The organism is Thermopolyspora sp. NPDC052614 (assembly GCF_040678635.1).
In the GTDB taxonomy this organism is placed as follows: Bacteria; Actinomycetota; Actinomycetes; order Streptosporangiales; family Streptosporangiaceae; genus Thermopolyspora.
Map to the genome: position 1 here is coordinate 127651 of NZ_JBFATZ010000007.1, position 17521 is coordinate 145171.

Annotated in this window: 15 protein-coding genes and 1 pseudogene; 15 read left to right on the forward strand and 1 reads right to left on the reverse strand. The window is 71.1% G+C overall.

Annotated features, from left to right (window positions below; genetic code table 11):
* The 9 genes from AB0K60_RS17390 (at position 1) to AB0K60_RS17430 (ending at position 9375) form a co-directional block, all read left to right on the forward strand.
* The gene (locus tag AB0K60_RS17390) at positions 1 to 951 is read left to right on the forward strand and encodes an ATP-binding cassette domain-containing protein (protein ID WP_364055851.1); all 951 of its coding nucleotides are present in this window, start codon (positions 1 to 3) and stop codon (positions 949 to 951) included.
* A gap of 138 nt (positions 952 to 1089) precedes the next feature.
* Positions 1090 to 2100: a LacI family DNA-binding transcriptional regulator gene (locus AB0K60_RS17395; protein ID WP_364055163.1), complete on the forward strand. Its 1011-nt coding sequence runs from the start codon at positions 1090 to 1092 to the stop codon at positions 2098 to 2100.
* Between the two features lie 262 nt (positions 2101 to 2362).
* Positions 2363 to 4987: a glycoside hydrolase family 2 protein gene (locus AB0K60_RS17400; RefSeq protein ID WP_364055166.1), complete on the forward strand. Its 2625-nt coding sequence runs from the start codon at positions 2363 to 2365 to the stop codon at positions 4985 to 4987.
* A gap of 219 nt (positions 4988 to 5206) precedes the next feature.
* Positions 5207 to 5485 carry a phosphoribosyl-ATP diphosphatase gene (locus AB0K60_RS17405; RefSeq protein ID WP_364055169.1) on the forward strand — a complete coding sequence of 93 codons (279 nt, stop codon included), beginning with the start codon at positions 5207 to 5209 and terminating at the stop codon, positions 5483 to 5485.
* Positions 5486 to 5582: 97 nt separating this feature from the next.
* Positions 5583 to 6428 carry an ATP phosphoribosyltransferase gene (gene hisG / locus AB0K60_RS17410; RefSeq protein WP_364055172.1) on the forward strand — a complete coding sequence of 282 codons (846 nt, stop codon included), beginning with the start codon at positions 5583 to 5585 and terminating at the stop codon, positions 6426 to 6428.
* 80 nt (positions 6429 to 6508) lie between these two features.
* Positions 6509 to 6766 carry a hypothetical protein gene (locus tag AB0K60_RS17415; protein WP_364055892.1) on the forward strand — a complete coding sequence of 86 codons (258 nt, stop codon included), beginning with the start codon at positions 6509 to 6511 and terminating at the stop codon, positions 6764 to 6766.
* Positions 6767 to 7001: 235 nt separating this feature from the next.
* Complete coding sequence (locus tag AB0K60_RS17420) at positions 7002 to 7739, forward strand: radical SAM protein (protein ID WP_364055175.1); 738 nt, start codon at positions 7002 to 7004, stop codon at positions 7737 to 7739.
* 50 nt (positions 7740 to 7789) lie between these two features.
* Positions 7790 to 8644, forward strand: a complete 855-nt coding sequence (locus AB0K60_RS17425) for an aminoglycoside phosphotransferase (RefSeq protein ID WP_364055178.1) — start codon at positions 7790 to 7792, stop codon at positions 8642 to 8644.
* A 2-nt stretch (positions 8645 to 8646) separates the two neighbouring features.
* Positions 8647 to 9375 carry an AAA family ATPase gene (locus AB0K60_RS17430; protein ID WP_364055181.1) on the forward strand — a complete coding sequence of 243 codons (729 nt, stop codon included), beginning with the start codon at positions 8647 to 8649 and terminating at the stop codon, positions 9373 to 9375.
* A gap of 418 nt (positions 9376 to 9793) precedes the next feature.
* On the opposite strand, the gene AB0K60_RS17435 is transcribed toward AB0K60_RS17430, so the two are convergent.
* Positions 9794 to 11278 (reverse strand): EAL domain-containing protein, encoded by a 1485-nt coding sequence (locus tag AB0K60_RS17435; RefSeq protein WP_364055184.1) that lies wholly within the window; start codon positions 11276 to 11278, stop codon positions 9794 to 9796.
* Positions 11279 to 11709: 431 nt separating this feature from the next.
* Between AB0K60_RS17435 and AB0K60_RS17440 the strand changes: the two genes are divergently transcribed.
* The 6 genes and pseudogenes from AB0K60_RS17440 (at position 11710) to AB0K60_RS17465 (ending at position 17322) form a co-directional block, all read left to right on the forward strand.
* The gene (locus tag AB0K60_RS17440) at positions 11710 to 11874 is read left to right on the forward strand and encodes a hypothetical protein (RefSeq protein ID WP_364055187.1); all 165 of its coding nucleotides are present in this window, start codon (positions 11710 to 11712) and stop codon (positions 11872 to 11874) included.
* Positions 11875 to 12446: 572 nt separating this feature from the next.
* The gene (locus AB0K60_RS17445; protein ID WP_364055190.1) at positions 12447 to 13277 is read left to right on the forward strand and encodes an ABC transporter permease; all 831 of its coding nucleotides are present in this window, start codon (positions 12447 to 12449) and stop codon (positions 13275 to 13277) included.
* A 134-nt stretch (positions 13278 to 13411) separates the two neighbouring features.
* Positions 13412 to 14092: pseudogene (locus AB0K60_RS17450) on the forward strand (ABC transporter ATP-binding protein); the annotation flags it as partial.
* Between the two features lie 178 nt (positions 14093 to 14270).
* Positions 14271 to 15926 carry an FAD-binding protein gene (locus AB0K60_RS17455; protein WP_364055193.1) on the forward strand — a complete coding sequence of 552 codons (1656 nt, stop codon included), beginning with the start codon at positions 14271 to 14273 and terminating at the stop codon, positions 15924 to 15926.
* Positions 15923 to 16318, forward strand: coding sequence for a ferredoxin family protein (locus tag AB0K60_RS17460; RefSeq protein WP_364055195.1), 396 nt, complete (start codon positions 15923 to 15925; stop codon positions 16316 to 16318). Before AB0K60_RS17455 ends, AB0K60_RS17460 begins: the two co-directional genes overlap by 4 nt.
* Positions 16315 to 17322, forward strand: coding sequence for an ABC transporter substrate-binding protein (locus AB0K60_RS17465; RefSeq protein WP_364055198.1), 1008 nt, complete (start codon positions 16315 to 16317; stop codon positions 17320 to 17322). The genes AB0K60_RS17460 and AB0K60_RS17465 overlap by 4 nt, the downstream gene beginning before the upstream one ends.
* Positions 17323 to 17521: the final 199 nt, after the last annotated feature.

Genomic DNA, 17521 nt, shown 5'->3' on the forward strand with positions numbered 1-17521 from the left:
ATGCTCAGGCTCGACAAGGTCACCAAGCTGTACGGCGTGGGCGCCTTCGGGGGCGCGAGCCTCACCGCGGTGCGGGAGGTCAGCTTCGACGTGGCCCCCGGGGAGGTGGTCTCGCTCATCGGGGAGAGCGGCAGCGGCAAGTCCACCATCGGCAAGATGATCCTCAAGCTGACCCCGGTGAGCGGCGGCACGATCACCTTCGAGGGGGCGGACATCCGCACCTTCTCGCGCGGCCGGCGCAAGGAGTACTACCGCAACGTCCAGGGCGTCTTCCAGGACCCCTTCAGCTGCTACAACCCGGTGTTCAAGGCCGACCGGGTGCTTTCGATGATCAAGGAGGAGTACTTCCCGAGGGTGCCGAACAAGGAGTGGGACGAGCGCATCGAGTCCTCGCTGGAGGCCGTGCGGCTCGACCCCGGCGCGGTGCTCGGCCGCTACCCGCACCAGCTCAGCGGCGGTCAGTTGCAGCGGCTGCTGGTGGCGCGGGCGCTGCTGCTCGACATCAGGATCCTCATCGCCGACGAGATCACCAGCATGCTCGACGCCTCCACCCGGATCGACGTGCTCAACCTGCTCGCCGACCTCAAGGCGCGCGGCCTCGGCGTGCTGTTCATCACCCACGACCTGTCGCTCGGGAACTACATCAGCGAGAAGACCGTGGTGCTGCGGCGCGGCGAGGTCATCGAGATGGGGCTGACGGACAAGGTGTTCGGCAACCCGCTGCACCCGTACGCGCGCAGGCTGCTCGCCTCGGTTCCGCAGTTGCACGTCAAGTGGGACGGCGACGAGGACGCCGAGGACGTCGGGTGCGCCTTCCACGAGCACGCGCAGGCCGGGGACGGGGAGCCGCTGGTGGAGGCGGAGCCGGGCCACTTCGTCGGCTGCGCCGGGGCCGAGGGCGGATGCGCGGTCGCGCTCGGCGGCAGGACGCAGACGGCCGCGCGACGGTAGCCGGTCGCGCTCGGCGGGCCGGGCCCGTGGGCCGGGGCCCGGCGGATCGCGCCGACCGCGGCCGCCCCCGCGTGATGATTAAGCTGACCGATGCACCTTTGGGCAGGCCGGGAGGGGGCCGGACACGGTGAGGCTTCGATGAGGCGTCCGACGATCGGCGACATCGCGCGGCGGGCGGGAGTGTCCAAGGGCGCGGTCTCGTACGCGCTCAACGGGCGTCCCGGCGTCTCCGACGCGACCCGTCGCAGAATCATCGAGATCGCGGCGGAGATCGGCTGGCAGCCGAGCAGCGCCGCGCGGGCGCTGTCCGACGGCCGGGCCGACGTGCTGGGGCTGGTCGTGGACCGGCCGGCGCGCACGCTGGGCCTGGAGCCGTTCTTCATGCAGCTGATCTCCGGCATCGAGGGCGCGCTGGCGTCGCGGTCGATCGGCCTGCTGCTGCAGATGACCGAGGACCAGAACACCGAGATCGAGTTCTACCGGCGCTGGTGGGCGCAGCGCCGCGTGGACGGCGTGATCCTGGTGGACCTGCGGCTGGACGACCCGCGGGTCCGGGTGCTCGAGGAGCTGCGCATGCCCGCCGTCGTCATCGGCGGGCCGGAGGGCGTGGGCGGCCTGCCCGCGGTGTGGAGCGACGACGGCGAGGCGATCCGCTCGGTGCTGGAGTACCTCGCCGCGCTCGGGCACCGCTCGATCGCCCGGGTCGCGGGGGTGCGGGCGCTTCTGCACACCGAGCTGCGCACCAGGGCGATGGACGAGATCGCGGCCGAGCTGGGCGTGGAGACGATCACCGTCTACACCGACTACAGCGGCGAGGAGGGGGCGAGCGCGACGCGCTCCCTGCTGGCGCGGCGGCCGCGGCCCACGGCCATCGTGTACGACAACGATGTCATGGCGGTCGCCGGGGCGGCCGTGGCCCAGGAGATGGGCGTCCCGGTGCCCGGCGGCCTCTCGATCGTCGCCTGGGACGACTCGCCGCTGTGCCGACTGGTGCATCCGCGCATGTCCGCGGTGAGCCGCGACATCGCGGGCTACGGCGCCCACGCCGCCGAATGCCTGCTCGACGTGATCGCCGGACGCGAGATCACCGCCTTCCAGGACGCCACGCCCAAGTTCGTGCCCCGGGGCAGCACCGCTCCGCCGTCCTGACCGGCCCGCCGGGCGACGGCCGCGCCCGCCGCGCATATCCCTGGTCACGAATGAACCGGTTCAGTTTTTTGTGTAAAGACGGGCCTGGTCAACCCATTGAAACTTTATTGGTTAAGTGTTGTCATGGGTCGCGTCGCCACAAAAATCGCGACGCAGCAACGGGCGCTCCGAATCCCGCGGCACGACGGGCCCGCGCCGTCGAGCGGCACATCACACGGGGGATCGCGTCGAGCGGTCTCAACGACTGACTCACGGAGAGTTGATGAGCTACCGCCCACTACACCACTCCTGGACGCTGCGGCCCGTCACCGAGGCCCACACCCCGGCCCCCACCCAGGCCCCCGCTGAGGCTTCCACCCAGGCCCCCACTGAGGCCCCCGCCGAGGTTCCGGTCGCCGGCCCGATTCCGGCGTCCGTCCCCGGCTGCGTACACACCGACCTGCTCGCGGCCGGTCTGATCCCGGACCCCTATCTCGACGACAACGAGACGCGGCTGGGCTGGATCGGGCGCACGGACTGGGCGTACGAGACCGTCTTCGGCTGGGAGGACACCGGCGACGAGCGGGTGGACCTGGTCTGCGACGGCCTCGACACCGTCGCCGAGATCGAGCTGAACGGCACGCTCGTCGGGACGGGCCAGAACATGCACCGCCGCCACCGCTTCGACGTCTCGGGCGCGCTGCGGCCCGGGGAGAACCGGCTGACGGTGCGGTTCGCCGCGCCGTACGCCTACGCCGAACGATGGCGCGACGAGCTGGGCGAGCGCCCCGGCCCGTACGCCGAGCCGTACCAGTTCATCCGCAAAATGGCGTGCAACTTCGGCTGGGACTGGGGGCCGACCCTGGTCACCAGCGGCATCTGGCGCCCCATCGGCCTGCACGCCTGGTCCGGCGCGCGGCTCGCCCGCGTACGCCCGTTCGCCGACGCGAGCGGACGCCTGCGGGTGCACGCCGACGTCGAGCGCCTCACCGGCGACGAACTCGTCCTCACCGTCGCGGTGGCGGGCGTGACCGCGAGCGCCGTCCTCGCCCCGGACCAGGGCTCCGCCGTCGTCGAGCTGCACGTGCCCGGCGCACGCCCCTGGTGGCCCCTCGGCCACGGCGAGCAGCCCCTGTACGACCTCACCGTCACCCTCGCCGCCGCGTCCCCCGGCGACGCCCCCGAGCCCCACGCCCCCGAGCCCCACGCCCCCGAGCCCGCCGCGCCGGTCGAGCTCGACGCCTGGCGCGGCAGGATCGGCTTCCGCGACGTGACCGTGGACACCACCGACGGCGCGTTCACCCTGATCGTCAACGGCGAGCCGGTGTTCGCCCGCGGCGTCAACTGGATCCCCGACGACTGCTTCCCCCACCGCGTGGACCGGGCGAGATACGCCGAGCGGCTCGGCCAGGCCATCGACGCCGGGGTCAACCTGGTGCGGGTCTGGGGCGGCGGCCTCTACGAGAGCGACGACTTCTACGACGTGTGCGACGAGCGGGGCCTGCTGGTGTGGCAGGACTTCACCTTCGCCTGCGCCGCCTACCCGGAGGAGGGGCCGTTCGCCGCCGAGGTGGAGGCCGAGGCCCGCGACAACGTCGCCCGGCTGCTGCCGCATCCGAGCCTGGCCCTGTGGTGCGGCAACAACGAGAACCTCGAGGGATTCAGCGACTGGCACTGGCAGGAGAGGCTGCAGGGCCGCAGCTGGGGCGCCGCGTTCTACTACGACCTGCTGCCCCGGATCGTCGCCGAGGTGGACCCGAGCCGCCCCTACTGGCCGGGCAGCCCCTACTCCGGCGCCCCCGACCTGCCGCCCAACGACCCGGCGCGCGGCACCATCCACATCTGGGACGTGTGGAACCATCGCGAGTACGGCCACTACCGCGACTACCGGCCGCGGTTCGTCGCCGAGTTCGGATTCCAGGCCCCGCCCGCGTACGCGACGCTGCGCCGGGCGCTGTCGGACGATCCGCTCGCCCCGGACTCGCCCGGCATGATCCATCACCAGAAGGCGGTGGACGGCAACGGCAAGCTCGCCGCCGGGCTCAAGCCGTACCTGCCGCTGCCGGGAGACCCTAGGGACCCCGAGAACCCCGGGATTTTCGACGACTGGCACTACCTGTGCCAGGTCAACCAGGCCCGCGCGATCAGCCTGGGGGTGGAGCACCTGCGCGCCCAGTGGCCGCACTGCGCCGGCGCCGTCGTCTGGCAGCTCAACGACTGCTGGCCGGTCACCTCCTGGTCGATGATCGACGGCGACGCCCGCCGCAAGCCCCTCTGGTACGCCCTGCGCCGAGCCTTCGCCCCCCGGCTGCTGACCGTCCAGCCGCGCGGCGACGGCCTGGCGCTCGTCGCCATCAACGACACCCCCGAGCCCTGGCGTACGGCGGGACGCGCGGTCCGCCACGACTTCGGCGGGGCCGTGCTCGCCGAGCGCGCCTTCGAGCTGGACGTGCCGCCGCGCGGCGTCGCCGAGGTGGAACTCGCCGCCGACGCCTCCGGCGACCTGGCGGCGGGCTCCGGAGACCCCCGGCGGGAACTCCTGGCCGTGACGGCAGGCACGGCCCGCTGCCTCTGGTTCTTCGCCCCCGACAAGGACCTGGACCTGCCCGCGCCCGATCTCGCGGCCACGGCCGAACCGGTCGAGGGCGGAATCGCCGTCACCGTCACCGCCCGCACCCTCCTGCGCGACCTGACCCTGTTCCCCGACCGGCTCGATTCCGCCGCCGAGGTGGACGAGCAACTCGTGACGCTGCTGCCGGGCGAACGCGCCACGTTCCTGGTGCGTACCTCCGCCCGCCTGGACGCCTCGGCGCTGCTGTCCCGCCCCGTGCTGCGCTGCGTCAACGACGTGGTCGCCGCCGAGGGGCCGGAGGCGACTGCGCCGCAGGACTCCGTCCAGGCACGCTGAGCGCCGCCCGGGGAGTCTGGGGAGGCGACCCGGGCGGGGCGGTCGGCCCGGCGCGGCCTGTGGTGGTGCCGTGGCCGGGCCGGCCGGGTTACGGGGGGTGTTGGGGGGTAGCGCGGAAGACGCGGGGTCATCGCGGGCGAACGACACGTCTCGGCGCGGTGCCGGGCCGAGACACGGCTTCGGCGAGACGACCACTATCCTGAGTGGGCACACTCACCGATGCCGAGAGAGACGATGAAGACCTTCGAGGAGCTGTTCGCCGAGTTGTCGGAGAAGGCGCGCACCCGGCCCGCGGGCTCGGGCACCGTCGCCGCGCTGGACGCCGGCGTCCATGCCATCGGCAAGAAGGTCGTCGAGGAGGCCGCCGAGAGCTGGATGGCCGCCGAGCACGAGTCGGCCGAGCGCGCCGCCGAGGAGATCTCGCAGCTGCTCTACCACGTGCAGGTGCTGATGCTCGCCCGCGGCATCGGGCTCGACGAGGTCTACAAGCATCTCTAGGCCGGGTGCGCCCGGGGACCGACCCTTCCGTCCACGGCGCCGCCCGGCCCGGTCCGCAGCATCCGACCTCGTCCCACCCGACTGGAATTCACACCTCATGCTTCGTCTCGCCGTACCGAACAAGGGCGCCCTCACCGAGGCCGCCCAGAAGATCCTCGCCGAGGCCGGCTACCGCCGCCGCAAGGACAGCAAGGAACTGGTGGTCGTCGATCCCGATAACTCCTGCGAGCTGTTCTTCCTGCGCCCGCGCGACATCGCCGTGTACGTCGGCGAGGGCACCCTGGACGCCGGGATCACCGGCCGCGACATGCTGTTCGACTCCGGCGCGCCCGCCGAGGAGGTGGTGCCGCTCGGCTTCGGCCGCTCCACCTTCCGCTTCGCCGCGCCGCCCGGAAGCTACGACAGCGTGCACGACCTGGCGGGCCTGCGCATCGCCACCTCGTACGCCGGGCTGCTCGCCAAGCACCTCGCCGACAAGGGCGTGGACGCCCGCGTCATCAAGCTCGACGGCGCCGTGGAGAGCGCGATCCGGCTCGGCGTCGCCGACGCGGTCGCCGACGTGGTGGAGACCGGCACCACGCTGCGCAACGTCGGCCTGGAGGTCTTCGGCGAGCCGATCGCGCACTCGGAGGCGATCCTGATCAAGCGGGCCGGGGCCCCGGAGGACAACGGCTTCCGCCAGCTCATCCGCCGCCTCCAGGGCGTCATCGTCGCCCGCGACTACGTGATGATCGACTACGACATCCGGGTGGAGCGCATCGACGATGCGATCGCCATCACGCCCGGCATGGAGGGGCCGACCGTCTCGCCGCTGCACCGCGAGGGCTGGGTCGCGGTGCGCGCGATGGTGCCGCGCAAGGACCACCAGCAGATCATGGACCGGCTCTGGGACATCGGCGCCAAGGCCATCCTCATCACCGACATCTACGCCTGCCGCCTCTGATCCTTCAGTCGTAGATTCTCGCCTTTGCGGTAGTTCTACCGCTGCTGGGCGAGATAGGGCATGCGGATATGCGTGCGCCCATGATGGAGATCGACTCGGTCGTCACCGATCGGCAGTGGGCCGAGGAGTGGTCGGATCAGTTGGAGAATCTGCTGGTCGAGGTGGGTGAGCTCTTCCCGCGAGTGGAGGTGCGGCGTCGAGCGGCCGACTTCGTCCGGGGACTGCTGGGGCCGATCCCGCGTACGAACGGCTGGCACCTGCTGGAAACAGCTCAGCGCGCGGCTTCTTTTAGGGTGCCGCGCAGACGGCGTTCGGCCCACAGCAGTCGCGCCACGTAGTGGACGAGTTCACGGAAAACGTCGAGCGTGGCACGATAGGGGATCACGTGGAGCCTTTCTGGCGAAGATGGTTTTGTGGTGATTCCTTCTTCTACCGGGGGCTCCACGCTCATTTCACGACCCGGCGGAACGTCCGCGTGTCTCCCGGAACGTTGGGGATCACCCGATGCCCGCCCTGCCTGAGAGGACGTGAAAAGCGAAACCCGCTGAGACGTCGCGAGCGATAGGAGATGCTATGCAAAGGGCCGCTCTACTCAATTTCGCGTGGTGGGAGATCTCAGGCAAATGTCAACTTGCCTGTGATCACTGTTACGCTTCATCGGGACCTGATGGAACCCATGGGGCCATGACCGTCGCCGATTGGCGGCACGTCATCACGCAGACGCGTGAAGCTGGCGCCAGGCTGGGTCAGTTCATTGGGGGTGAGCCGACACTGCACCCGGCGCTGCCTGAACTAGTACGACACGCTCTCGACACCGGTATGGAAGTCGAGATCTATACCAACCTGGTTCGCGTCACATCGGCTATGTGGGAGACGTTCCGCCTTCCCGGAGTTCGACTCGCGACCTCCTACTATTCCGACCGAGCCGACGAACACGAAGCGATCACCAAGCGACCGTCCTTCAAGATCACGACGAAGAACATCGCCCGCGCTCGCGAGTTGGGTATCCCACTCCGGGTCGGTGTCATCGGGGTTTTCGACAACCAGCGCACTTCCCAGGCGATAGAGGCAATGGAACGGTTAGGCGTTCAGGAGATCGGCTACGACAACCTTCGAGAAGTGGGACGGGGAGCCCGAGAGCAAGGGCCAGGCATCGAACAATTGTGCGGAAACTGTGGCGGCCGGACCCTTGCAGCCCGGACTGTAGCCCGTCATGCAGCCCGCAGGGCAACTGCCGTCCCTCGAACAACTGTCAGCCGAACTATATGTGCGGCCCGTGTGCGCCCAAGGATCAGAACTGCAACCCTGTAAGAAACTGCAACCCCAACAAGTGCCGCCCCACGGGTAAGTGAGGATGTGACATGGTGGCCAGCCGACACCGCCACTCTGAGTCCGGGCAGCGCCGCTTCCTGCGCCGCATCCTCGCCGAAGGATCGAAGCGGTTCGGTGTGGCCCTGACGGGGGACGCGGTTTTCGGCTGGCATGACCGCACGATCGGATCGGCCGCTCTCTCAGAGCAGGGCCGGTCATGGCTTCGCGCCACCGCTGAGCACCATGACTGGGCGTCCGGCGAAGCATGGACCGGCAATCGGGACGCCGCAGCGATCAGAGGCGTCCCGAAACCTGTGCTGATCGCGCGCACCGAGTGGGACGAGCCCCCCGTGTCCATCTACGTTGAACTGCTGACCTACGTCCCCGATGCGCCTTGCTCCAACTCCCCCGAACTGACTGACTCCCTGGCACTTCCCCCCTCTTGGTGGGCCGACCTGAGGTCTGCCGTCGATGTGCTTGCCGGGCACTCCACTCCGCGAGGGGAGCATGATCCCAGGGCGCTCGCCCTTCGCGTTGAAGCCTTCTATGGCCGACCACTCGATTTGCCCGATACTCCGATCCTGCGCACTGAACACACCGATCTCCACTGGGCCAACCTCACTCACCCGCGCGTGTGGCTGCTGGATTGGGAGTACTGGGGCAGTTCCCCCGCCGGCTACGGCGCTGCCGTCCTCTACCTGCACAGTCTGCTGGTGCCCGACATCGCCGCTCAGGTGCACGACGTGTTCGCGGATGTTCTCGATACCCCGACAGGTCGTCTCGCCCAGCTTTCCGCCGCTGCCCACATCATCCACCGCGCCGCTCGGAGCGACGATTACCCGGCCCTTGCCGGCCCTGCACGCGCCCACGCCGCCCGGCTGATCCAGCTCGCAGGAAGGCACTAGCGATGCTGCTCACCCGCCTTACCGCCCGCCACCTTCCGGCAGGTTGGGCTGCCGACCTATCGCCCATTCGCCATCTGGCCGAGCGAGGACTTGCGCTGACCTGCCCCGTTGCCTTCCTCGTTGGAGAGAACGGCTCGGGAAAGTCCACCATAATCGAAGCAATCGCCGATGTATGCGGTATCAACTCCGCTGGCGGCAAGGCGGGTACCAAGTATTCCAGCGCCGGGCCGATGAGCTCGCTAGGGAAGGTTCTTGATGCCGAACTAACCTCGACGGGGCTGCGCCTACTATACGGACCCCGTCTGAAGAGACGAGCATTCTTTTTCCGCGCCGAATCACTGTTCAACCTTGGGCAAAATGTGTCCGGCATGCACGGGTTCTGGGAAGAAGACCTGACAGAGCAGTCCCACGGTGAAGGGTTCTTCACCGTTCTTGAGCACATGGTGTCCGGGCCAGGGCTCTACCTGATGGACGAACCCGAAGCCGCGCTGTCGTTTCAGTCGTGCATGCGCTTGGTCGGCCTCATGGCCCGCGTTGCGCGTGAGGGTGGGCAGATCATTTGCGCCACTCACTCACCGATTCTCGCCAGCATGCCGGGTGCCGAGATCTTCGAACTTGACGACCGCGGCATTCGCAAGACCGAATGGGAAGACCTCCAGTTGGTTGACCACTGGCGGCGATTTCTTGCTAAGCCGGACTTCTACCTGCGGTATGCCTTGGATGCGGACTAGTACGGCAGCCGCCAATTGGGTCCTGGGCTGCCGTGATGCCGAAGGACGCGGAATTTGTGTGACGTGAGCGCAGCCGCCCCGGAATCATGCTGCTGTGCTGACAAACGAAAACAGGGCGGCTGCTGCCAGGATAGGGGCAAGCCGGAGCTTGCGGGAAAGGCTGCCCTGATGGGGCTGCTGCGATCGTGCTTCGCGCGGACGCAGACATGGCTGCAGGCGGGGAAGTAGAGCCCGGCAGGCTACCGCCAGACCCCCGCCGACGCATAGATCTCCCAGAGTGACGGCGGTCTACGACTGAAGGATCTGAGCGTCGAGTCCGCCGAACGCCCCGCCGCGCCGCCTGATCGGCCGCGTGCGGCGGCGGACGTTTGCGGACTCGGCAAGGAGCTCTGCGGGAACGCGGGACCGGGCGGCCGCCTCAGAAGCCGGGGCGGTCGCCGGCGCGTGAGTCGGCGCGTGAGTCGGTGACGTGGCGGATCAGGTCGCTGATGTGGACCACGCCCATGCAGCGGCCGACCTCGTCGATGACCACCAGATCGTCGTAGACGCGGCCGGCGTCCTGTCCGGCCACCCGCATCGCGGCGATGGCCGGCGTCGTCTTGGGGACCGTCCTGGGCGGGTCCGCGAGTCGTTTGGCGGGCTTCCTGCCGTGCAGGGCGTGGCCGTACCGGCCGGCGATCGCCAGCAGGAAGCGGCTGCGGTCCACGCTGGCCTGCGGTCGCTGGTACTCGTCGACCAGGACGACGCTGGTGATCGACGGCTCGGTGCCGAGGGCGCTGACGACCTCCTCGGCGGTCGCCTGCTCCGGCAGCGTCACCGCCGGCATGAGGAACTCCTGTACGCGCGGGCCGAGGTCGATCGGGGCCGCCGGAGCCTCCTCGGGGACCGGCAGCGGCACGTGCACCCTGCCGTGCGAGGGCCGCCAGTCGGCGGGCGCGAGCAGCGGGCCCTGGGCGAGCCTGATGCCCCACCGGCGCAGTGCGGCCAGTTGCGTCGTGTCGTAGACGCCGGGGGCGAGCAGATGCGCCCCCATGCTCTTGGCCATGCCCACCAGCGACTCGGTCAGGACGCTGCGGCGCGGGTCGCGGGGGATGCGGGCGATCATGTCGGGGGAGAGCACGAGCACGTACGGCGAGGCGTCGGCGACCAGGTCGAGCGGCAGGTTCGCGACCCCGACGTCGCCGAAGGCGATCAGGTAGCCGATGGCGCGCAGCCCGTCGATGCCGGTGATCAGCGCCCGGCGGTCGGACGCGCCCACCCCTCCCTTGATGACGAGGGTCACCTCGCGGGGCCGCCGATTGGTGGCCCGCAGCGCCTCGTGCAGCGGCGCCAGGGCGGCGGAACCGTTTGCGACCGCCTCGACGGGCACCGATACCAGCAGCGGCAGCGGGGCCTCGATGCGGGCCGTGCCGTACACGGCGTCGATCGTCGCCAGGAGGCCGATGTCGCCGACGTCGCCGGCCATCGCCTCGACGGCGAGCACGCCGCCGGTGTCGAGGTCGACGACGGGCTGGAAGGCGACGGTGGACTTGGCAGGCTGCACGTCGGGCCCCGGGGACGAGGAGGGCACGCCGGGATCGGGCGTGCGTGAAGGGGAAAAGGCGTGGAAGGCGTGGTCCGCGGAGGCGGGCCGCGAGTGGAGCCCGGCGGAGGCCGGAGCCCATTCCGGCGTCGGGGGAGCGGGCGGCCCGGCGGCGGGTGACGCGGCCACCGCGGACGCCGCCCGCCACGCGGGCAGCGGCGGCGCGGGCGGGGGACCGGCGGGGTGCGGGGGAGACCAGGAGGAAGGCCGCGCGGACGCGGTGGTCAGCGAGTGGGCGACGAGCGGTCCGGAGGACGGCGTGCCGGACGCGGATGCGTCGTCGAGGGGCGCGGTCGTGGGGTGCGGGGAGTACGTGGTCACGGTCGTGCGGTGGGCGGAGGACGTGGCGGAGGACGTGGGAGGCGCGGCAGACCCTGTGGCGGGATCCGCGGTGGCGGCGGTCGGTGCCGCGAGCGGCGCGGGGGGTGCGAGGGCGGGCAGGGGGACCGTCGAGTCCGGCGTCGGGGAGGCGGGAGTGGGTGACATGGGTGGACGCCCGGTAGGAGGTGAGGCGAGCAGGGGGAGAGGTACCAACACCGCCAGATTGTGCCGCTCCACTGACCGATTCTTTTAGCTGCGACGCCTGTATTCACCGACATTTCACTGTCTGTTTGTAAATACCGCGATCTTATGTGTTTTCGCAGCTTAGAAGGAACTTCCTCGCTGGTTGCTCGACTTTGGTCGGGGCTCCAGCTCGTGCTCCGGCGTGTCGATCAACAGGGTGAAGCGTGCGCTTTATGCACCAATTGTTCATGGGAAGGTGTGACGGCGCGAGACCCGCGGCAGCCCGGCGTCCCGTCGGCCGCCGGGAGGCGGGCGGGGTGCGCAGCGGCTCCTCGATCTGGTCGGGCATCTTGTCCAGCACGACCGCCGGCTCCTCGGGGGTGGGCTCCCGCGCGCTGCAACTCGGCCGGTGAGGTGCGCCCCTCGAGGTAGGCGTCCGGCACCCGCGCCACTTCGTGGGGGAGAGGGACATCCCGAGTGCGGCCTCCCTTGCCGAAGATCCGCCACCCGCCGTACCGCGTCCATGTCCACCGCGTCGGCGAGCGGATGCGGTCGCGGGGAAGGCCGAGGGCGGCGCCCTGCCGCGTGTCTGCGATGTCGTCCGGCTCACAGTATTTTCCTTATTCCCCCCCTGGACAGTAGGGATAGTAGGGATTAAGGTCGAGTGCATGAGCTGCACCACCTCCGCGGCCCTCTGTAACGCCACCGCACCGTGCGTGACCGCCGCCTCGTGTCGCTGACGGCCACCAGCCGGTGAGCTCGGCCTGAGACACCGGTACGCACGACCCGGCCGGCCTGCCCGGCACGCCCCGGCGGACGGGTCGCCGCCCCGATCTCCCGTACCCCACTCACCCATTCCTCGGGCGACAGATGCGCGCCGCCGCGCCCGGCCTGAAGCCGACGCCCGCCTCGTGTCCGGTCTGATCCCGTATGCCCGGCGCCGCCCCATGCCGCCGGCGCACGTTCCCACAAGGAGCCACGCCTGATGTCATCGCCCTCCGTGCCCGCGAAGGCCATCCGAGGAGCACCGCCGACGTTCGCGCCCAAGCTGCTGACATCCGTCGCCACGCGCGGGCGCCGCCTGATCGGCCTGGCCGTCATCCTGGCCGCCTGGCAGATCGCAGCCTCCCGCGGGCTCCTCGGCGCGGCCACCCCGCCGCCCAGCCAGGTGATCGAGGCGGGCGCGGACCTGATCCGCTCCGGCGAACTCCAGGTGCACCTGCTGGCCTCCCTGGAGCGGGTGGCCAAGGGCCTGTCCATCGGGCTCACCGCCGGTCTGGTGCTCGGCCTGGCCGCCGGGCTGCTCAGGGTCGCCGAGGACGTCATCGACGCGCCCCTCCAGGCGCTGCGGATGCTGCCGCATCTCGCGCTCGTGCCGGTCTTCATCATCTGGTTCGGCATCGGCGAGACGTCCAAGATCGCTCTCATCGCCATCGGGCCGATCTTCCCGCTGTACATCAACGTGTTCCACGGCATCCGGAGCGTGGACGAGCGCATCGTGGAGTCGGCCCGCTCCTGCGGCGTACGCGGCCTCGGGCTGATCCGCAGGGTGATCCTGCCGGGCGCGCTTCCGCAGATCCTGGTCGGCCTGCGGCAGTCCCTCGGCATCGGCTGGCTCAGCCTGGTGGTCGCGGAGATGACGGCCACCACCTCCGGCATCGGGTTCCTCGTCAACGACGCCAAGGAGTTCCTGCACACCGACGTGGTCTTCGTCGTCCTCGTCGTCTACGCGCTCCTCGGCCTCACCACCGATCTGGCCGTACGGGCGATCGAACGCAAGGCCCTCGGCTGGCGACGCGGGCTGGTGGCGCGATGAGCGGCGGCAACCCGGTCGGCCACCTGAACGGCCCATTGACCGGCTCCCTGACCGGCCCCCTGAACGGTACGGCCGAGGACACGGCCTGGGGGAATGACACGGCCGGGGACCGGCGGCCGGACCTCGCGGGCGGCGTGCGCGTGCGTGGCCTGCGGCGCGCGTTCTCCGGGCGCGAGATCCTGCACGGGGTCGACCTCGACCTGGCGCCCGGCGAGTTCGTGGCGCTGCTCGGGGCGAGCGGCTCGGGCAAGAGCACCCTGCTGCGGGCGGTCGCCGGACTGGACACGCAGGCCGAGGGGCGGCTCGACGTCCCCGAACGGCGGGCCGTGGTCTTCCAGGAGCACCGCCTGTTGCCCTGGTCCAAGGTGTGGCGGAATGTCACGCTCGGCCTCTCCGGGCGCGGACTGCGGGATCGGGCGCTGAAGGCCCTGGACGAAGTCGGCCTGGCGGCCCGCGCGGACGCCTGGCCGACCACGCTCTCGGGCGGCGAGTCCCAGCGCGTCGCCCTGGCCCGGGCCCTCGTCCGTACGCCGGAACTGCTCCTGCTCGACGAGCCGTTCGGCGCCCTCGACGCGCTCACGCGGCTCAAGGCGCAGGCACTGGTCGCCCGCCTGTGGAGCCAGCACAGGCCCGCCGTGCTGCTGGTCACCCACGACGTGGAGGAGGCGCTGCTGCTCGCCGACCGGGCGCTGGTGCTGGCCGACGGCCGCATCGCCGAGGAGTTCGTCGTCGACGTGCCGCGCCCCCGCTCGCTCGATCACCCGCGCTTCGCCGCCCTGCGCCGCCGCCTGCTCATCAGCCTCGGCGTCGATCCCGACCTGGGCCGCTTCGACGCCGCCTCCGGCTCGGCGAACTCCGCCGAGACGGGGCCCGATCCGTCCGCGTCCTCCTCCCCGCCCCCACCCGAGCCCGCGTCCGATCCCATGTCCGATCCCGCTCCGTTCCCCGACCGATCAACCGTGGCGTCACGCCCGCGGTGACACAGGAGGCATGATGGTCGCCGAACCCCTCGATCTCACCACCGACGTCCTCGTCATCGGCGGCGGTCCCGCCGCCACCTGGGCCGCGCTGAAGGCCGCGCAGGCGGGAGCCGATGTCATCCTCGCCGACAAGGGCTACTGCGGCACCAGCGGCGCCGCCGCGTCCGCCGGGACGGGAATCTGGTACACCGAGCCGGACCCGGCCGAGCGCGAGAAGGCCATGGCCTCCCGCGAGGCGATGGGCGGCTTTCTCTCCGACCGGCGCTGGATGGCGCGGGTGCTCGACCAGACCTACCACGGCGTCAACGAGCTGGCCACCGCCGGGCGCTACCCGTTCCCCGTCGTGAACGGCCGGTCGTACCGGCGCGGCGTCCAGGGCCCCGAGTACATGCGGCGGATGCGGATCATGGTCCGCCGGGCCGGAGTCCGCATTCTGGACCACAGCCCGATCACCGAGCTGCTCACCGACCCGCGGGGCGCGGTCGCCGGAGCGGCCGGGCACCGCCTGCAGGAGGACGAGCCGTACCGGGTGCGGGCGTCCGCCGTCGTCCTCGCCACCGGCGGGTGCGCGTTCCTCAGCGGCACGCTGGGCTGCCACGTCAACACCGGCGACGGCCACCTGATGGCCGCCGAGCTCGGGGCCGAGATGTCCGGCATGGAGTTCTCCAACGCCTACGCGATCGCCCCCGAGTTCACCTCGCTCACCAAGACCGCCTACTACTCCTTCGCCACCTTCTACCGGGAGGACGGCTCGGTGCTGGAGGGCGCGGGCAGCACCCGCGGCCGCTCGGTCATCGCCCGCACCCTGCTGCACGAGAAGGTGTACTGCGTGCTCGACCGGGCCGACGCGCAGGTGCAGGCGCGCATGCGGCTCGGCCAGCCCAACTTCTTCCTCACCTTCGACCGCATGGGCATCGACCCGTTCACCCAGCGATTCCCCGTCACCATGCTGCTGGAGGGCACGGTGCGCGGCACCGGCGGCATCCGCATCGTCTCCGACGACTGCGCCACGTCCGTCCCCGGCCTGTACGCCGCGGGCGACGCGGCCACCCGCGAGCTGATCTGCGGCGGGTTCACCGGCGGCGGCAGCCACAACGCCGCCTGGGCGATCTCCTCCGGCACCTGGGCGGGCCAGGGCGCGGCCCGGTACGCCGCCGAACTGGGCCGGTCCGCGGCGAGCCGGCCGGTGACCGCCGCGGGCGAAGCGGGGCTGCGGCCCACCGGCGCGGGCGGACGGCCGGTGGGGCACCGGGACGTGGTGGACGCCGTGCAGGCCGAGGTGCTCCCGTACGACAAGAACCTCCTGCGGCACGCGGACCTGCTGGAGCCCGCGCTCGCCGCGCTGCACGACACCTGGCGCGAGGTGCGCGCCGGCCTGCGCGGCGCGGGCGCCGACGCGGTGCGCGCCCGGCAGGCGGCGGCGATGACCGCGCACGCCCGGTGGATGTACACGGCGGCGCTCGCCCGGCCGGAGACGCGCGGCATGCACAAGCGCGAGGATCACCCCGCGCAGGACGAGGCGCTGCGGCATCGGCTGCTCGTCGGCGGGCTGGACGAGATCTGGACCCGTCCCGACGAGGTCGCGCCGGTCGGCCCGGCCGAGTTCGCCGCCCTCGGATACCCGGGCCTGCCGACCGAGGCCGACGCGTACTCCAGGGCGGCGTCATGATTGAGATCGTGTCCCGGGAGCGGTGCGTCACCTGCGACCGCTGCGTCGAGGTCTGCCCGAGGAACGTGTTCGACCGGGGCGAGGACGGCGTCCCGGTGATCGCCCGCCAGGGCGACTGCCAGACCTGCTTCATGTGCGAGGCGTACTGCCCGGCCGACGCGCTGTTCGTCGCGCCCTTCGCCCGCCCCGAGGAGCCCGGCTCCCCGCTGCGCGACGAGGAGCACCTGGCCGCCACCGGCCTGCTCGGCAGCTACCGCAGGCAGATCGGCTGGGGCCGGGGCCGTACCCCGGGCGCGGCCGTCGCCGTCGGCCCGGAACTGCCGCACTCGCCGCCGCCGATCGTCACCCCCGCCGCCGGGCTCGGCGCGACCACCGAAAGGGGAGCGCGATGAACCTCCGCCGATCCCCCGCCGCGTTCGCGGCGGCCCTTGTCGCCCTGCTGATCGCGCTGGCGGGGACGCTCACCGGGTGCGGTGCGGACCCGCAGGCCTCCGCCGGGGGCGCGGACGGCGAGAAGATCACCTTGCGCGTCGGCGTGATCGGCAGCGGCAACCGGCTCACCGGGCCGGTCGGCTACCTGCACAGCAGGAACGCGCTGGTGCCGCTGCTCGCCGGCGCCGGCGTGGGCGAGGTCAAGGTCTTCTCCTTCCCCAACGGCCCCGACCTCAACCAGGCCCTGGTCGCGGGCGAACTCGACGTGGCCACCTACGGCGACACGCCCGCCCTCGTCGCCCGGGGCGCGGGGCAGCCCACCAGGCTCATCGCCCAGGCCGCCGTCGGCCTCGACGCCGCGATCGTCGCCAAGAAGGGCGGACCCGGCTCCCTCAAGGAGCTCGCCGGCCGCAAGATCGCCACGCAGACCGGCTCCTACATGCACCGCTACCTGCTCGGCGCGCTCGACGACGCCAAGGTGAAGCCCCAGGAGATCCTGCACATCTACGCCCCGGACGTGGAGGCGGCGCTGGAACGCGGCGACGTCGACGCCGCCGCCGTCCCCGCGGCCAACGTGGAGGCGCTGCGCAAGAAGGGCTACCCGGTGATCGACACGCTGGCGATCGACCACCCCCGCTACCGGGGCACCTCGGCCACCGTGGTGACGGATTCGTTCCTCGACGCGCACCCCGGTTTCGTCAAGATCTGGCAGGCCGCCCAGAACGAGGCGACCAGGCAGGCCAAGGCCAACTGGGACGACTACCTCGCGTTCGCGGTCAGCGTCGGCGGCTTCCCGGCCGACATCGTCCGCAAGACCACCCTGAAGGAGCAACTCCCCGACACACCGTTCACCGACGAGGGCCTCGCCCTGCTGGAAGGCACCAAACAATTCCTGGTACGCCAGGGCTTCATCCGCAAGGACTTCGCCATCGACGACTGGATAGCGCCCGGAGCCCGCGGCTGACCACCCGCCCGGCCGACACGCGTCGGCCGGGCTTTCGGGCAGGGGAGGCCGGTGTTTCGAGGCCCGGAGGGGACGAAACCGGCGAGGTGGCCTGCCGTGCCATGAGCGCGCGTCCCGCCGCGGGCGGAGGCCGATGGGTCGAGGTCGCCCCGGAGCGGCTGCGCGGCCGGCTCTCCGGCTTTGTGACGCGGTACGGACC

Coding starts and splice junctions, on each gene's coding strand:
- AB0K60_RS17390 (WP_364055851.1), top strand. CDS start 1: ATGCTCAGGCTCGACAAGGTCACCAAGCTGTACGGCGTGGGCGCCTTC.
- AB0K60_RS17395 (WP_364055163.1), top strand. CDS start 1,090: ATGAGGCGTCCGACGATCGGCGACATCGCGCGGCGGGCGGGAGTGTCC.
- AB0K60_RS17400 (WP_364055166.1), top strand. CDS start 2,363: ATGAGCTACCGCCCACTACACCACTCCTGGACGCTGCGGCCCGTCACC.
- AB0K60_RS17405 (WP_364055169.1), top strand. CDS start 5,207: ATGCCGAGAGAGACGATGAAGACCTTCGAGGAGCTGTTCGCCGAGTTG.
- hisG (WP_364055172.1), top strand. CDS start 5,583: ATGCTTCGTCTCGCCGTACCGAACAAGGGCGCCCTCACCGAGGCCGCC.
- AB0K60_RS17415 (WP_364055892.1), top strand. CDS start 6,509: ATGATGGAGATCGACTCGGTCGTCACCGATCGGCAGTGGGCCGAGGAG.
- AB0K60_RS17420 (WP_364055175.1), top strand. CDS start 7,002: ATGCAAAGGGCCGCTCTACTCAATTTCGCGTGGTGGGAGATCTCAGGC.
- AB0K60_RS17425 (WP_364055178.1), top strand. CDS start 7,790: ATGGTGGCCAGCCGACACCGCCACTCTGAGTCCGGGCAGCGCCGCTTC.
- AB0K60_RS17430 (WP_364055181.1), top strand. CDS start 8,647: ATGCTGCTCACCCGCCTTACCGCCCGCCACCTTCCGGCAGGTTGGGCT.
- AB0K60_RS17440 (WP_364055187.1), top strand. CDS start 11,710: ATGGGAAGGTGTGACGGCGCGAGACCCGCGGCAGCCCGGCGTCCCGTC.
- AB0K60_RS17445 (WP_364055190.1), top strand. CDS start 12,447: ATGTCATCGCCCTCCGTGCCCGCGAAGGCCATCCGAGGAGCACCGCCG.
- AB0K60_RS17455 (WP_364055193.1), top strand. CDS start 14,271: ATGGTCGCCGAACCCCTCGATCTCACCACCGACGTCCTCGTCATCGGC.
- AB0K60_RS17460 (WP_364055195.1), top strand. CDS start 15,923: ATGATTGAGATCGTGTCCCGGGAGCGGTGCGTCACCTGCGACCGCTGC.
- AB0K60_RS17465 (WP_364055198.1), top strand. CDS start 16,315: ATGAACCTCCGCCGATCCCCCGCCGCGTTCGCGGCGGCCCTTGTCGCC.